This window comes from Phocaeicola plebeius DSM 17135 (assembly GCF_000187895.1).
GTDB lineage: Bacteria > Bacteroidota > Bacteroidia > Bacteroidales > Bacteroidaceae > Phocaeicola > Phocaeicola plebeius.
Window position 1 is genome coordinate 343,436 of the sequence record NZ_DS990134.1, and the last position, 16,328, is coordinate 359,763.

Sequence of the window (16,328 nt, forward strand, 5' to 3'; positions counted from 1 at the left end):
ACTGAATCCAAAATAAAATCCAAAGTATCAACAAAAAAGAAGAAGACATGAAGACAATCATTGCAGAAAAGCCCTCCGTGGCACGTGAAATCGCCCGCATCGTGGGCGCGACAAAGAGAGAGGAAGGATATTTCGAGGGAGGCGGTTATGCCGTGACATGGGCATTCGGACACCTCGTTCAGCTTGCCATGCCCGACGGCTACGGCGTGCGCGGATTTGTCCGTGACAACCTCCCGATTATTCCCGACACATTCACGCTCGTCCCCCGTCAGGTCAGGACGGAGAAAGGTTACAAGCCCGACAGCGGCGTGGTGTCGCAGATAAAAGTCATCAAAAGACTGTTCGACACAAGCGAACATATCATCGTGGCGACCGATGCCGGACGCGAGGGAGAGCTTATCTTCCGCTACCTCTACCACTATACGGGTTGCACCACTCCTTTCGTGCGCCTGTGGATCAGCTCTCTCACCGACAAAGCTATCCGCGAGGGACTGCGGAAACTCGAAGACGGCAGCAAATACGACAACCTCTACCTCGCCGCCAAAGCGCGGAGCGAATCCGACTGGCTCGTGGGCATCAACGGCACACAGGCGTTATCCATCGCCGCCGGACACGGCACGTATTCCGTGGGGCGGGTGCAGACACCAACGTTGGCTATGGTATGTGAACGCTACTGGGAGAACCGCCGCTTTACGTCCGAAGCATTCTGGCAGCTCCATATCGCAACGGACGGTTGCGACGGCGAAGTCGTGAAATTCTCATCCTCCGAGAAATGGAAAGAGAAAGAACCGGCGATGGAACTATATAATAAGGTAAAGGCGGCAGGTTGCGCCACTGTCACGAAAGCCGAGCGCAAGGAGAAGACGGAGGAAACTCCCTTGCTCTACGACCTGACCACGCTCCAGAAAGAAGCCAACGCCAAGCACGGCTTCACGGCGGAACAGACGCTTGAAATCGCGCAGAAACTCTACGAAAAGAAGTTGATAACCTATCCGAGAACGGGAAGCCGCTACATCCCCGAAGACGTGTTTGCCGAAATTCCCAAACTGCTCGCTTTCATCGGCACACAGCCCGAATGGAAAGACAAGGTGCGGGCAAAAGCCGCCCCGACACGCCGCAGCGTGGACGACGGCAAGGTGACAGACCACCATGCCCTGCTCGTCACGGGTGAGAAACCGCTCTTCCTCTCCAAAGAGGACAATACCATCTATCAGATGATTGCCGGGCGCATGGTCGAGGCATTCTCTGAGAAATGCGTCAAGGATGTGACCACTGTCACGGCGGAATGTGCCGGAGTGGAGTTTACCGTAAAAGGCAGCGTCGTGAAGCAAACCGGATGGCGTGCCGTCTATGGCGAGGAAAAAGAGGAAATTACCATCCCCGGCTGGCAGGAAGGCGACACGCTGACACCGAAAGGCTCGTCCATTACCGAAGGAAAGACCAAACCCAAGCCGCTGCATACCGAAGCCACCCTGCTCTCGGCAATGGAAACGGCGGGCAAGGAAATTGAGGACGACGCACTGCGGCAGGCGATGAAGGACTGTGGCATCGGTACTCCCGCCACACGCGCCTCCATCATCGAAACGCTTTTCAAGCGCGGTTACATGGAACGCTGCAAGAAGTCGCTTGTTCCCACCGAAAAAGGACTTGCCCTCAATTCCGTCGTCAAGACGATGCGCATCGCCGATGTTGCCATGACGGGCGAATGGGAAAAGGAGCTGGCGCGTATCGAGCGCGGGGAACTGTCCGACGACACCTTCCGCAAGGAGATAGAGGCGTACACACGTGAGATAACCTCCGAACTGATCTCGTGCGACAAGCTCTTCGGCAGCCGTGACTCCGGCTGCGCGTGTCCCAAGTGTGGCACGGGCAGGATGCGGTTCTACGGCAAGGTGGTACGCTGCGACAACACGGAGTGCGGACTGCCCGTGTTCCGGCTGAAAGCGGGACGCACCCTGTCCGACGATGAAATCAAAGACCTGCTCACCGAAGGGCATACCAAGCTGCTCAAAGGGTTCAAGAGCAAACAGGGCAAGAGTTTCGATGCTGTTGTCGCCTTTGACGGGGAATATAACACGACTTTTGTGTTCCCGGAGGCTAAAAAGGACAAGAAATTTTCAGGACGGAAGAAATAGTATTAACTTTGCCACTTGTTCAGAGTAATGAATTGTTCTTCGATACCGGATTACACTCATACTTTGGATTTAGTGGTGGCACTCGGAGGGATACCGAGTGCCTTTTTCTTCCTTTTTCCAACCGATTATCCCGTTAATTATCAATCCGCTAAATCCAAAGTAATGAACAACAAGAAGAAAAACGAGGGTCAGACCGACTTTTCCTATTACGGTCTGTACCTGCTGGACTATCTCCGCACGAACAAGTTTGAACAGGCTGACGACACCGCTTTCATACGGGAACGGGCCGACCGTGCCGCCGAAACGTATGAGAGGGCACGGCTTGAAGGCTATCCCGCCGATGGTGCGCAGGAACTGGCGATGGACACGCTGCTGCGCGGGCTGCATTATTCCCGTTACGCCATCCTCCGCGAAGTCGTGGAAAACGAGTTTGCCGATGAAGTGCCGGAAGAGAAGCGTGAAGCCTTTGTCCTGAAACTGCTGCCGCTTGTCGGCAACGTGTTCTCCGTCTATGACCTCTCGGATGACAATTTCGCCCTGTCTTCCGATTACGACCTGCTCTACACGGAGCTGACGGGAGCAACCGTCCTTTACTTAGACGAATATGGCGTTTAACCGCAAACAGAAACTGCGGGACAACATCGAGGCGATACGGACGGCATTCATCCTTGACAGGGAAAATAGGACAGCGACAACCGAAGAGCGTGCCATACTTCAAAGGTACTGCGGTTTCGGCGGTCTGAAATGTATCCTCAACCCTGCAAAGGAACTGACGGATGCCGTCCGGTGGGCGAAATCCGACCTCGAACTGTTCGCCCCGACGGTGGAGCTGCACAGGCTTATCCGTGAGAACAGCAAGGACGAAACAGAGTACAAGCGGTTTGTGGATTCGCTGAAAGCGTCCGTGCTGACCGCTTTCTACACCCCCAAAGAGATAACCGACACCATCGCGGACGTGCTGGCAGATTACAGCGTCCGCCCCGCCCGTATGCTCGAACCGTCGGCAGGTGTCGGCGTGTTCGTGGATTCCATGCTGCGGCACAGCCCCAATGCGGATGTGATGGCTTTCGAGAAGGATCTGCTCACGGGTACAATCTTGAGGCATCTCTATCCCGACCAGAAAATGCGCACCTGCGGTTTTGAGAAAATCGAAAGACCGTTCAACAATTATTTCGACTTGGCGGTGTCCAACATTCCGTTCGGTGACATTGCCGTGTTCGACGCGGAGTTTCAGCGGAGCGACTCTTTCGGCAGACGCTCCGCCCAGAAAACCATCCACAACTATTTCTTTCTCAAAGGACTGGATGCCGTGCGTGACGGCGGTATCGTGGCGTTCATCACCTCGCAAGGGGTATTGAATAGCACCAAGACCTCCGTGCGTAACGAGCTGTTCAGTCAGGCCAATCTGGTATCCGCGATACGCCTGCCCAACAACCTGTTCACGGACAACGCGGGCACGGAGGTGGGCAGTGACCTGATTGTCCTGCAAAAGAACCTCAGCAAGAAGGAAATGTCGCAGGACGAGCGGCTGATGACCGTGATACAGACGGACACGAAAACCGCCCTGACCGACAACGCCTATTTCATCCACCACCCGGAACGCATCGTGCATACGATGGCGAAACTTGACACAGACCCCTACGGGAAGCCCGCTATGGTTTATCTGCACGAGGGCAAGGCAGCAGGCATCGCCGGGGATTTGCGCCGTATGCTCGACGAGGATTTCCATTACAGGCTTGCCATGCGCTTGTATTCGGGTTCAATCCGGCAGGCAGGAACGGAAGAAAAAGTTGCCGTTCAAAATAAAGTAGAGCGTCCTGCCATAAAATTGGAAACAGTATCCTCGGCGCAGACGGTGGAAACTCCGACAGAAAAGCCGCAACCCGCAGATGAAAAGCCGGAGATAGAACCGCGCCCGCAATATTCCGCAGGCGTGCAGCTCACCCTGCTTGACCTCTGGGGGATGACGGAAGAGGTCAGCCAACCGAAAACCTCCAAAAAGAAAAAGACGGTGAAAAAGGCAGTTACGGCAAAGTCCACTCCGCCCAAACCGAAAGTCACGGTTACACCGACAGCTCCAACTGCAAAACCCGCAATGGAGAATAAGGAGGTGAAAGCGGAGAACACCGCCAAGCCTGCCGACCCGGACGACATCTATGCCACACTGGACTGGGATACCAATCCTCCCATCAACGGTTTCTATGAAATGATGATGGGTTTGACGCCGGAGCGTAGGAAAGAACTTCGGGAACTGGCAAGGCAGCATAACGAGAAACAAGTGGCGGAAAAGACGGAAGTGAAAGCCGTGCCGGAAACTTCCCGTGAGCAGCCACGACAGGAGGAAACACAGCCGGAGGCAGTCGCCGCACCTGCCGTTACAGATACCCCATCGGAAGCGGTGGGGACTTTCCTTTTCCCCGACATCGAAGCGGAAAAGCCGAAGGAGGAAGTCGTGGACCTTTCTCCGCGTGCCTACCACCGCACGCCGGAGATGCACCTGCGCGAAGGGTCGCTGGTGGCTGACCGGGGGCGTCATAACATCGGCTACCTGAAAGACATCACGCCATACGGGGCGACATTCCAGCCGCTCGACCTGAAAGGATACCAGAAGGAAAAGGCGTTGTTGTATGTGTCGCTGCGTGACGCCTACGAGCGTCTGTACCGTTATGAATCGCTCCGGCGCGAGGCAAATGTTCCGTGGCGAGAGCATCTGAATACCTGTTACGATGAGTTTGTCATGCGCTACGGCAACCTCAACGCCAAGCAGAACGTGAAGTTAGTGATGATGGATGCGGGCGGGCGCGACATCCTTTCGCTGGAACGGATGGAAAACGGAAAGTTCGTCAAGGCGGACATCTTCGAGCATCCTGTTTCCTTCGCGGTGGAGAGCCATGCCAACGTAGGCTCTCCCGAAGAAGCCCTGTCTGCGTCGCTCAACAAATATGGTACGGTCAATCTCGACTATATGCGGGAGATAACCGACAGCACGGCGGAGGATTTGCTCACTGCCCTGCAAGGGCGCATCTACTACAATCCGCTCGTGACCGGTTACGAAATCAAAGACCGTTTCATCGCCGGAAATGTCATAGAGAAAGCGGAACGCATAGAGGCATGGATGGGTGACAATCCCGAAAATGAGCGTATGCCGGAGGTGAAGCAGGCGTTGGAGGCTCTGAAAGATGCCGAGCCGCAGCGCATCGCCTTCGAGGATCTGGACTTCAATTTCGGGGAACGCTGGATTCCGACGGGTGTCTATGCCGCCTACATGAGCCGGCTGTTCGACACGGAGGTGAAAATCGCCTATTCCGCAAGCATGGACGAGTTTTCGGTGGTGTGCGGCTACCGCACCATGAAAATCACGGACGAGTTTCTGGTGAAGGGGTATTACCGGAACTATGACGGTATGCACCTCCTAAAACACGCCCTGCACAACACCTGCCCTGACATGATGAAGTCCATCGGCAAGGACGAGCATGGCAACGACATCAAGATGCGCGACAGCGAGGGAATACAACTCGCCAACGCCAAGATTGACGAGATACGAAACGGCTTCTCCGAATGGCTCGAAGAGCAGTCGCCGCAGTTCAAGGAGCGGCTTGTGACGATGTATAACCGCAAGTTCAACTGTTTCGTGCGCCCGCGCTACGACGGCTCCCATCAGACCTTTCCCGACCTCAACCTGAAAGGGCTGGCAAGCCGGGGTATCAAGAGCGTCTATCCCTCACAGATGGATTGCGTCTGGATGTTGAAACAGAACGGCGGCGGAATTTGCGACCACGAGGTGGGAACCGGTAAGACGCTGATAATGTGCATCGCCGCGCATGAGATGAAGCGTCTGAATTTGGCACACAAGCCGATGATTATCGGGCTGAAAGCCAACGTTGCGGAGATTGCAGCCACCTATCAGGCGGCATATCCCAACGCACGTATTCTGTACGCTTCGGAGAAGGACTTTTCGACCGCCAACCGTGTGCGCTTCTTCAATAATATAAAGAACAACGACTACGATTGCGTCATCATGTCGCACGACCAGTTCGGCAAGATACCGCAGTCGCCGGAATTGCAGCAGCGCATCCTGCAAGCAGAGCTTGACACGGTGGAGGAAAACCTCGAAGTGCTACGGCAGCAGGGAAAGAACGTGTCGCGGGCGATGCTGAAAGGATTGGAGAAGCGCAAGCACAACCTTGAAGCGAAGCTGGAGAAGGTGGAACACGCCATAAAGTCACGCACGGACGACGTGGTGGATTTCAAGCAGATGGGCATCGACCACATCTTCATAGATGAGAGCCACCAGTTCAAGAATCTGACTTTCAACACGCGCCACGACCGTGTGGCGGGATTGGGAAACAGCGAGGGAAGCCAGAAGGCACTTAACATGCTCTTTGCCATACGCACCATACAGGAGCGCACAGGAAAAGACTTGGGTGCGACCTTCCTCTCCGGCACGACTATCAGCAACTCACTGACTGAATTGTACCTGCTGTTCAAGTACCTGCGCCCGAAGGAGCTGGAACGGCAGGACATAAGGTGTTTCGACGCTTGGGCGGCGATATTTGCCAAGAAGACGACGGATTTTGAATTTAACGTGACGAACAATGTGGTCCAGAAGGAGCGTTTCCGCTACTTCATCAAAGTGCCGGAGCTTGCCGCCTTCTATAATGAAATCACGGACTACCGCACGGCGGAGGATGTGGGCGTTGACCGTCCTGCCAAGAACGAGATACTGCACCATATACCGCCCACGCCGGAACAGGAGGACTTCATACAGAAACTGATGCAGTTCGCCAAGACGGGCGATGCCACCTTGTTGGGCAGGCTGCCGCTTTCGGAAACGGAAGAAAAGGCGAAGATGCTCATCGCCACGGACTATGCCCGGAAAATGGCACTCGACATGCGCATGATAGACCCGAATTACGAAGATCATCCCGACAACAAAGCGAGTCACTGTGCCAAGATGATCGCGGAGTATTATCAAAAATACGACGCCCAGAAAGGCACGCAGTTCGTTTTCTCTGATTTGGGGACATACCAGCCGGGCGACGGGTGGAACGTCTATTCGGAAATCAAGCGCAAACTGACGGAGGACTACGGTATACCGCCAAGCGAGGTGCGCTTCATTCAGGAGTGCAAGACCGACAAGGCGCGGAAGGCGGTGATAGACGCCATGAACGCCGGGACGGTGCGTGTGCTGTTCGGCTCTACCTCTATGCTCGGAACGGGTGTGAACGCCCAGAAACGGTGTGTGGCTATCCATCATCTCGATACGCCGTGGCGACCGTCCGACTTGCAACAGCGTGACGGACGCGGAGTTAGGGCAGGTAATGAGATTGCCAAACATTTCGCCGGGAACAACGTGGATGTAATCATCTACGCGGTGGAGAAGTCACTGGACAGCTACAAGTTCAACCTCCTGCACTGCAAGCAGACTTTCATAAGCCAGCTCAAAAGCGGTGCGATGGGTGCGCGTACCATCGACGAGGGGGCAATGGACGAAAAATCGGGCATGAATTTCTCGGAATACATGGCGTTGCTCTCCGGCAATACCGACCTGTTGGACAAGGCGAAACTGGAAAAGCGGATCGCATCGCTCGAAGGGGAACGCAAGTCGTTCAACAAGGGCAAGCGTGATTCGGAGTTCAAGCTGGAGTCAAAGACCGGCGAGTTGCGCAACAACACGGCTTTCATAGATGCCATGACGGAGGACTGGAACCGCTTCCTGTCGGTGGTGCAGACCGACAAGGAGGGCAACCGCCTTAATATAATAAAGGTGGACGGAGTGGATTCCGCCGATGAGAAGGTCATCGGAAAGCGTTTGCAGGAGATAGCCAAGAATGCCACGACCGGAGGGTTGTACACGCAGGTCGGTGAACTTTACGGTTTTCCGATAAAGGTGGTGAGCGAAAGGATACTCAAAGAGGGATTGGAGTTCACCGACAACCGCTTCGTGGTCGAGGGGAACTACAAGTACACCTACAACAACGGGCATCTGGCGATGGCTGACCCGTTGGCCGCCGCCCGCAACTTCCTCAACGCGATGGAGAGGATACCCTCCATCATCGACCAGTACAAGGCGAAGAACGAGGTGCTGGAGATGGAGATACCGCAGTTACAGGAGATAGCGGGTAAGGTGTGGAAGAAGGAGGACGAGCTGAAGCAGTTGAAGTCCGAACTTGCCGCCCTTGACCGAAAAATTCAGCTGGAGCTTGCGCCACCCACGCCCGAAGTCGCAGAAAAGGAGAATGAAGGGCAACAGCTCAAGCCGGAAGCGGAAGATGTGAGGAACAGGCAGGCGCAATATCCCGAAAATGCACCGCCGCAGATACGCAGTCCGGCGGATAGTATCGTTGCCAACCATGTCATAATCGGGCGTCCGGGACTGTATGCCAAGGAGGAAACCCGGTCCAAAGGATTGAAAATATAACCTAAGGAATTTTATCTGAAGTATTAATAAGGGCTATCCCAAAAGGTCTAAAAGTAAATTTTATCCTTTCTGCAAGTATCTATAGGATGGCAACTGCATTTTTTTCTTTTTGGGCAGCCCTTATTAAAATTTATTCTTATTTTAGGTTATATACATTCATGTCCATTTATGTAAAAAATTCCTGCTGACCTTGTTTATGTCTTGTCAGTCACCATTTGCAAAACCATATTTGACCCTCAAAGAGGCTGAATTTGATAAGTAACTTGCTACATACTCATAATAAGGAGCTAAATAGAACACGAATGGGAAATACACAAATGCTAAACTAAAGAAGATATTGGCCAAAATAAACGCTATACCGAGAGAGAAACTTGATTTTTCAACTTCCTAAAACGGTGTTGTTCAAACATTTCTACTTATTTGTACTTGCCAGTTGAACCTACGCTTCCCTAATAAAATGTCTATGGTAAAAAGTTAAAAAATCCTCCCACTTTTGTTAGATATATTTTTTTGTGTAATTTTGTAATCGTTATGCGGCAGTAATAATATACATATTAATACGAGTTAGTAATCCTGTAGTTCTCATATGCTACGAGGAGGTATTAAAAGGTGCGTTTCGACAATGCATCTACTGTAGTATATTATTGCTTAATCCAAATGAATATTATAAATTTAGGAATTCTTGCTCACATTGATGCAGGAAAAACTTCCGTAACCGAGAATCTGCTGTTTGCCAGTGGAGCAACGGAAAAGTGCGGCCGTGTGGATAATGGTGACACCATAACGGACTCTATGGATATAGAGAAACGTAGAGGAATTACTGTCCGGGCTTCTACGACATCTATTATCTGGAATGGAGTGAAATGCAATATCATTGACACTCCGGGACACATGGATTTTATTGCGGAAGTGGAGCGGACATTCAAAATGCTTGATGGAGCAGTCCTCATCTTATCCGCAAAGGAAGGCATACAAGCGCAGACAAAGTTGCTGTTCAGTACTTTACAAAAGCTGCAAATCCCGACAATTATATTTATCAATAAGATTGACCGTGCCGGTGTGAATTTGGAGCGTTTGTATATGGATATAAAAACAAATCTGTCGCAAGATGTCCTGTTTATGCAAACTGTTGTCGATGGATCGGTTTATCCGGTTTGCTCCCAAACATATATAAAGGAAGAATACAAAGAATTTGTATGCAACCATGACGACGATATATTAGAACGATATTTGGCGGATAGCGAAATTTCACCGGCTGATTATTGGAATACGATAATCGCTCTTGTGGCAAAAGCCAAAGTCTATCCGGTGCTACATGGATCAGCAATGTTCAATATCGGTATCAATGAGTTGTTGGACGCCATTTCTTCTTTTATACTTCCTCCGGCATCAGTCTCAAACAGACTTTCAGCTTATCTCTATAAGATAGAGCATGACCCCAAAGGGCATAAAAGAAGTTTTCTTAAAATAATTGACGGAAGTCTGAGACTTCGAGACGTTGTAAGAATCAACGATTCGGAAAAATTCATCAAGATTAAAAATCTAAAGACTATTTATCAGGGCAGAGAGATAAATGTTGATGAAGTGGGTGCCAATGATATCGCGATTGTAGAAGATATAGAAGATTTTCGAATCGGAGATTATTTAGGTGCTAAACCTTGTTTGATTCAAGGATTATCTCATCAGCATCCCGCTCTCAAATCCTCCGTCCGGCCAAATAAGCCCGAAGAGAGAAGCAAGGTGATATCCGCTCTGAATACATTGTGGATTGAAGACCCGTCTTTGTCCTTTTCCATAAACTCATATAGTGATGAATTGGAAATCTCGTTATATGGTTTGACCCAAAAGGAAATCATACAGACATTGCTGGAAGAACGATTTTCCGTAAAGGTCCATTTTGATGAGATCAAGACTATCTACAAAGAACGACCTATAAAAAAGGTCAATAAGATTATTCAGATCGAAGTACCACCCAACCCTTACTGGGCCACAATAGGGCTGACTCTTGAACCCTTACCGTTAGGGGCAGGGTTGCAAATCGAAAGTGACATCTCCTATGGTTATCTGAACCATTCTTTTCAAAATGCCGTTTTTGAAGGGATTCGTATGTCTTGCCAATCTGGTTTACATGGATGGGAAGTGACAGATCTGAAAGTAACTTTTACTCAAGCCGAGTATTATAGCCCGGTAAGTACACCTGCTGATTTCAGACAGCTGACCCCTTATGTCTTCAGGCTGGCTTTGCAACAGTCAGGTGTGGACATTCTCGAACCGATGCTCTGTTTTGAGTTGCAGATACCCCAAGTAGCGAGTTCCAAAGCTATTACAGATTTGCAAAAACTGATGTCTGAGATTGAAGACATCAGTTGTAATAATGAGTGGTGTCATATTAAAGGGAAAGTTCCATTAAATACAAGTAAAGACTATGCCTCAGAAGTAAGTTCGTACACTAAGGGCTTAGGCATTTTTATGGTTAAGCCATGTGGGTATCAAATAACAAAAGACGGTTATTCTGATAATATCCGCATGAACGAAAAAGATAAACTTTTATTCATGTTCCAAAAATCAATGTCATTAAAATAATGGAGCGGTCAGGAAATTTCTATAAGGCAATACGGTTGGGATATATACTTATCTCCATTCTTATCGGATGTATGGCATATAATAGCCTCTATGAATGGCAGGAGATAGAAGCATTAGAACTTGGCAATAAAAAAATAGACGAGCTCCGAAAAGAAATAAACAATATCAATATTCAAATGATAAAATTTTCTCTATTGGGTGAAACAATACTGGAATGGAACGATAAAGATATCGAGCATTACCATGCACGGCGTATGGCAATGGACAGTATGCTCTGCCGTTTCAAGGCCACCTATCCAGCAGAGCGCATCGATAGTGTGCGCAGTCTTTTAGAGGATAAGGAACGACAGATGTTCCAGATAGTCCGGTTAATGGATGAACAACAATCTATTAACAAGAAGATAGCCAATCAAATTCCGGTTATTGTACAGAAAAGTGTGCAGGAACAGTCCAAAAAGCCAAAACGAAAAGGTTTCTTAGGCATATTCGGCAAAAAAAAGGAAGTAACTCCAGCAGTATCAACCACTATCCTTCATTCGGTCAATAGAAACGTAATCAGCGAACAGAAAGTGCAGGATCGCCAATTGTCGGAACAAGCCGACAGCCTTGCAGCTCGTAATGCAGAACTTAACAGACAACTGCAAGAATTGATTTGCCAAATAGAAGAAAAGGTACAAACCGAACTGCAAAGCCGGGAAAACGAAATAGTTGCCATGCGTGAAAAGTCATTTATGCAAGTAGGCGGTTTAATGGGATTCGTTCTTCTATTGTTGTTAATTTCCTACATCATCATACATCGTGATGCAAAAAGCATTAAACAATACAAGCACAAGACAACTGATTTGATAAGGCAACTGGAACAATCCGTACAACGGAACGAGGCACTGATAACGTCAAGGAAGAAGGCGGTACATACTATCACCCATGAACTGCGCACACCGCTGACAGCAATAACAGGCTATGCCGGACTGATACGGAAAGAACAGTGTGAGGATAAGTCCGGGCAGTATATCCAAAACATACTGCAATCCTCCGACCGTATGCGGGATATGCTTAACACTTTGCTTGACTTCTTCCGCCTGGACAACGGCAAGGAACAGCCCCGTCTGTCACCCTGCCGGATTTCAGCAATCACGCACACACTTGAAACGGAGTTCATGCCTGTTGCCGTGAACAAAGGGCTGTCCTTGTCCGTGAAGACTGGACACGATGCCATTGTATTGACCGACAAAGAGCGAATAATACAAATCGGGAATAACCTGCTGTCAAACGCTGTCAAGTTCACAGAAGAAGGCGGTGTTTCTTTGATTACTGAATATGATAATGGAGTTCTGACACTGGTCGTTGAAGATACAGGTACAGGCATGACAGAAGAGGAACAGAAACAAGCGTTCGGTGCGTTTGAACGTCTATCAAATGCCGCCGCAAAGGAGGGTTTCGGGCTTGGGCTTGCCATAATGCGTAATATTGTGTCGATGCTTGGCGGAACAATCCGTTTAGACAGCAAGAAAGGGAAAGGCAGTCGTTTCACAGTTGAAATTTCTATGCAGGAAGCTGAAGAACAGCTTGGATATACAAGCAATACACCTGTTTATCATAACAATAAATTCCATGATGTTGTCGCCATTGACAATGATGAGGTATTACTTCTGATGCTGAAAGAGATGTATTCCCAAGAAGGAATACACTGCGACACTTGCACCGATGCTGCGGCACTGATGGAAATGATACGCCAGAAAGAATACAGCCTGTTGCTGACAGACTTGAATATGCCCGATATAAACGGTTTCGAATTGCTGGAACTGTTGCGTTCGTCCAACGTGGGCAATTCACCAACAATCCCGGTGGTTGTGGCAACCGCTTCGGGCAGTTGTAACAAAGGGGAACTATTGGCAAAAGGCTTTGCCGGATGCCTGTTCAAACCGTTCTCCATATCGGAACTGATGGAGGTTTCCGACAGGTGTGCCATAAAAGCGACACCGGACGGGAAACCGGACTTTTCCGCCTTATTGTCCTATGGCAATGAAGCCGTCATGCTGGAAAAGTTGATAACTGAAACAGAAAAGGAAATGCAGGCGGTACGGGATGCAGCAAAAGAAAAAGACCTGCAAAAGCTGGATTCCCTGATCCACCACCTGCGCAGTTCGTGGGAGGTGCTCCGTGCCGACCAACCGCTGAATGTACTTTACGGATTGCTTCGTGGCGATGCTCTCCCGGATGGTGAAGCGTTAAGCCATGCCGTGACTGCCGTGCTGGATAAGGGAGTGGAAATAATACGGTTGGCAGAAGAGGAAAGGAGAAAATACGAAGATGAATAAGACAAAAATAATTGTGGTGGAAGACAACATCGTGTATTGCGAATATGTCTGCAATATGCTGTCACGGGAGGGCTACCGCAATATGAAGGCTTACCACCTCTCAACCGCGAAGAAACATCTGCAACAGGCAACAGATAATGATATCGTGGTTGCCGACCTGCGTCTGCCTGACGGCAGTGGCATAGACCTTTTGTGCTGGATGCGAAAGGAGGGAAAGATGCAGCCCTTCATCATTATGACCGACTACGCCGAAGTTAATACCGCCGTGGAAAGCATGAAACTCGGCTCGATAGACTATATTCCCAAACAGCTTGTGGAGGATAAACTTGTCCCCCTGATCCGTTCCATACTGAAAGAACGTCAGGCAGGACAACGCCGTATGCCTATATTCGCCCGTGAAGGTTCCGCCTTTCAGAAAATCATGCACCGCATAAGGCTGGTAGCCGCCACCGATATGAGCGTGATGATATTTGGTGAGAACGGCACGGGCAAGGAGCATATTGCCCACCTGTTGCATGACAAGAGCAAACGTGCAGGCAAGCCATTTGTGGCGGTGGACTGCGGTTCACTCTCCAAAGAGCTTGCACCGTCGGCTTTCTTCGGACACGTCAAAGGTGCATTTACAGGTGCGGACAATGCCAAGAAAGGATATTTCCATGAGGCGGAAGGCGGCACGTTGTTTCTGGACGAGGTAGGAAACCTCGCGTTGGAAACCCAACAGATGTTGCTCCGTGCCATACAGGAGAGGCGGTATCGCCCGGTCGGAGACAAGGCAGACCGGAATTTCAATGTCCGCATCATCGCTGCTACCAATGAAGATTTGGAGGTATCGGTGAATGAAAAGCGTTTTCGGCAGGATCTTCTGTACCGCCTGCACGACTTCGGGATAACCGTTCCTCCGTTGCGTGACTGTCAAGAAGACATTATGCCGCTGGCAGAGTTCTTCCGTGATATGGCAAACAGAGAGCTGGAGTGTAGCGTGAGCGGGTTCAGTTCCGAAGCACGTAAAGCGTTGCTGACACACGCATGGCCGGGCAACGTGCGGGAACTTCGGCAGAAAGTTATGGGTGCTGTATTGCAGGCGCAGGAAGGTGTTGTCATGAAAGAGCATCTGGAACTTGCCGTGACGAAACCGACCTCTACTGTCAGCTTCGCCTTGCGCAATGACGCGGAGGATAAGGAGCGGATATTGCGTGCGTTGAAACAGGCAAACGGCAACCGGAGTGTCGCCGCAGAACTGCTCGGCATAGGCAGGACAACACTATACAGCAAACTTGAAGAGTATGGACTTAAATATAAATTCAAGCAATCATAGCCCGTAATTCACTGAATTTGGCTATCTTTGCATAACATTTGAGAAAAACGGCGATTGGCAGGAGCTTTTCGCCGCCAACATATAGGATAAGACCGCAAGGCGTTTCAAGCGAAAATCTGGTAAATTGGAACTACGGAGACGATTGCGTGATGCTTATGCTATGCTTACGCATAGCGTGCATTCACGTACTCTCCGTAAAGGCTTTACCAGAGCCATCGCTTGAAGGTAGTGTGAATTGCACGCTACTTTTTTACCCTTGCCTAACGAAAGGAAACGATTATGGGTAAAGTTCAGATTCTCGCCGTACTGACGATGGACGGATGTCTTTCTTCAGAGTTATATGATAAAGCACATCAGGATTTGTGCCTTGACCGTTGCGGTCTTGATGAAATCAGGAAGAAAGCCTTTTACCGTGTGACACCGGACTATTCCATTTCAATGCTGCACGAATGGAGAAAAGACTGCACAAACATCCGTTACCTCGCGGAAGCCACACCGGACACGGCAGACTATATAAACGGACTGCTGCGGATGCACGCTGTGGATGAAATCATACTATACACCGTTCCTTTCATATCCGGAAGCGGACGACATTTTTTTAAGTCGGCTCTGCCAGAGCAACACTGGACGCTTTCCTCTTTGAAAAGCTATCCCAACGGTGTATGTCGCATTATCTATATCCTTGATAAAAAAGCAAGATAGCCAAAATGTGCGGCAAGCATACATTTCTATTTTCAGGAATAGAATAAATGTTCCGATTACAAACAATTTAAGTCGGAGATAATTTGTCCTTGTGAAAAAATACTGAATTTTATACCTCTGAAATCCAGCACTTTGTAAAATTGAGTGTTCGATTTTTTATTTTCTGCCGCGTTTTTTGCCAATTATATTCATGTGCGCACGCAGAAAACAAAGTGTAATTTTCAAAATTGACAGAACCATGAATTATTTCTTGCTGGCGGAAACCGACTTTTTCCGCCTGATAAACGAAGCCGGCGACTGCAATATGGAAACGGCATACACGGCTTTCGCCACCCAAGTGATCGAACTGTGCAACGGCGGCATGGACATGAACCTTACCGTCATCGCGCTTGCCTACATCGAAATCGAGTTGCAGCACCATCCCGTACGTAATCTGTCAGAAGAAAAAAGAGAGATTGCCGCCTACGTCAGCAAGGCTCTGTCTTTCGTAAGAAAGATGCAGAAATTCCTTGCCACGCCCCAAGTGCCACCACTAATATCCGCCAACAACGCAACAGAAACCACCGCCAGCCTTCTTCAATGGACGGGCAATGCCATCGACCTCGTGGAACTTATCTACGGCATAGACGTGATGGGCTGCATCAACAACGGCAATATGCCGCTCAAACAGCTCGCCCCACTTCTCTATAAGATATTCGGGGTTGATTCTAAAGACTGCTACCGCTTCTACACTGATATCAAACGCCGGAAGAACGAAAGCCGCACCTATTTCATTGACAGGATGCAGGAAAAACTGAACGAGAGAATGTTGCGTGATGAGGAGTTGGAGCGGATGAGAAAATAAAAAAATATCC

The 16,328-nt window shown here is 49.6% G+C and carries 8 protein-coding genes; all 8 read left to right on the forward strand.

Annotated features, from left to right (window positions below; translation table 11 throughout):
* Nucleotides 1-47: 47 nt before the first annotated feature.
* Nucleotides 48-2,135: a type IA DNA topoisomerase gene (locus BACPLE_RS16305; protein ID WP_004291456.1), complete on the forward strand. Its 2,088-nt coding sequence runs from the start codon at nucleotides 48-50 to the stop codon at nucleotides 2,133-2,135.
* 162 nt (nucleotides 2,136-2,297) lie between these two features.
* Nucleotides 2,298-2,750: a DUF1896 domain-containing protein gene (locus BACPLE_RS16310; RefSeq protein WP_004304266.1), complete on the forward strand. Its 453-nt coding sequence runs from the start codon at nucleotides 2,298-2,300 to the stop codon at nucleotides 2,748-2,750.
* A complete protein-coding gene (locus BACPLE_RS16315) occupies nucleotides 2,740-8,556 on the forward strand; it encodes an N-6 DNA methylase (RefSeq protein ID WP_004291462.1) in 5,817 nt (1,938 codons plus the stop codon). Before BACPLE_RS16310 ends, BACPLE_RS16315 begins: the two co-directional genes overlap by 11 nt.
* Before the next feature lie 657 nt (nucleotides 8,557-9,213).
* On the forward strand, nucleotides 9,214-11,139 hold the full coding sequence (tet(Q), locus tag BACPLE_RS16320; RefSeq protein ID WP_004291466.1) for a tetracycline resistance ribosomal protection protein Tet(Q): 1,926 nt from the start codon (nucleotides 9,214-9,216) through the stop codon (nucleotides 11,137-11,139).
* Nucleotides 11,139-13,457 carry a hybrid sensor histidine kinase/response regulator gene (locus BACPLE_RS16325; RefSeq protein WP_004291467.1) on the forward strand — a complete coding sequence of 773 codons (2,319 nt, stop codon included), beginning with the start codon at nucleotides 11,139-11,141 and terminating at the stop codon, nucleotides 13,455-13,457. The genes tet(Q) and BACPLE_RS16325 overlap by 1 nt, the downstream gene beginning before the upstream one ends.
* Nucleotides 13,450-14,772 (forward strand): sigma-54-dependent transcriptional regulator, encoded by a 1,323-nt coding sequence (locus tag BACPLE_RS16330; protein WP_004291471.1) that lies wholly within the window; start codon nucleotides 13,450-13,452, stop codon nucleotides 14,770-14,772. The genes BACPLE_RS16325 and BACPLE_RS16330 overlap by 8 nt, the downstream gene beginning before the upstream one ends.
* A 279-nt stretch (nucleotides 14,773-15,051) precedes the next feature.
* Nucleotides 15,052-15,474, forward strand: a complete 423-nt coding sequence (locus BACPLE_RS16335; protein WP_004291474.1) for a dihydrofolate reductase family protein — start codon at nucleotides 15,052-15,054, stop codon at nucleotides 15,472-15,474.
* A 238-nt stretch (nucleotides 15,475-15,712) separates the two neighbouring features.
* Complete coding sequence (locus BACPLE_RS16340; protein ID WP_004304269.1) at nucleotides 15,713-16,318, forward strand: RteC domain-containing protein; 606 nt, start codon at nucleotides 15,713-15,715, stop codon at nucleotides 16,316-16,318.
* Nucleotides 16,319-16,328 lie beyond the last annotated feature (10 nt).

Bases quoted from the DNA above. Each gene is read 5' to 3' on its own strand.
- BACPLE_RS16330 (WP_004291471.1), top strand. From the start codon at position 13,450: ATGAATAAGACAAAAATAATTGTGGTGGAAGACAACATCGTGTATTGC.
- BACPLE_RS16305 (WP_004291456.1), top strand. From the start codon at position 48: ATGAAGACAATCATTGCAGAAAAGCCCTCCGTGGCACGTGAAATCGCC.
- BACPLE_RS16325 (WP_004291467.1), top strand. From the start codon at position 11,139: ATGGAGCGGTCAGGAAATTTCTATAAGGCAATACGGTTGGGATATATA.
- BACPLE_RS16335 (WP_004291474.1), top strand. From the start codon at position 15,052: ATGGGTAAAGTTCAGATTCTCGCCGTACTGACGATGGACGGATGTCTT.
- BACPLE_RS16315 (WP_004291462.1), top strand. From the start codon at position 2,740: ATGGCGTTTAACCGCAAACAGAAACTGCGGGACAACATCGAGGCGATA.
- BACPLE_RS16340 (WP_004304269.1), top strand. From the start codon at position 15,713: ATGAATTATTTCTTGCTGGCGGAAACCGACTTTTTCCGCCTGATAAAC.
- BACPLE_RS16310 (WP_004304266.1), top strand. From the start codon at position 2,298: ATGAACAACAAGAAGAAAAACGAGGGTCAGACCGACTTTTCCTATTAC.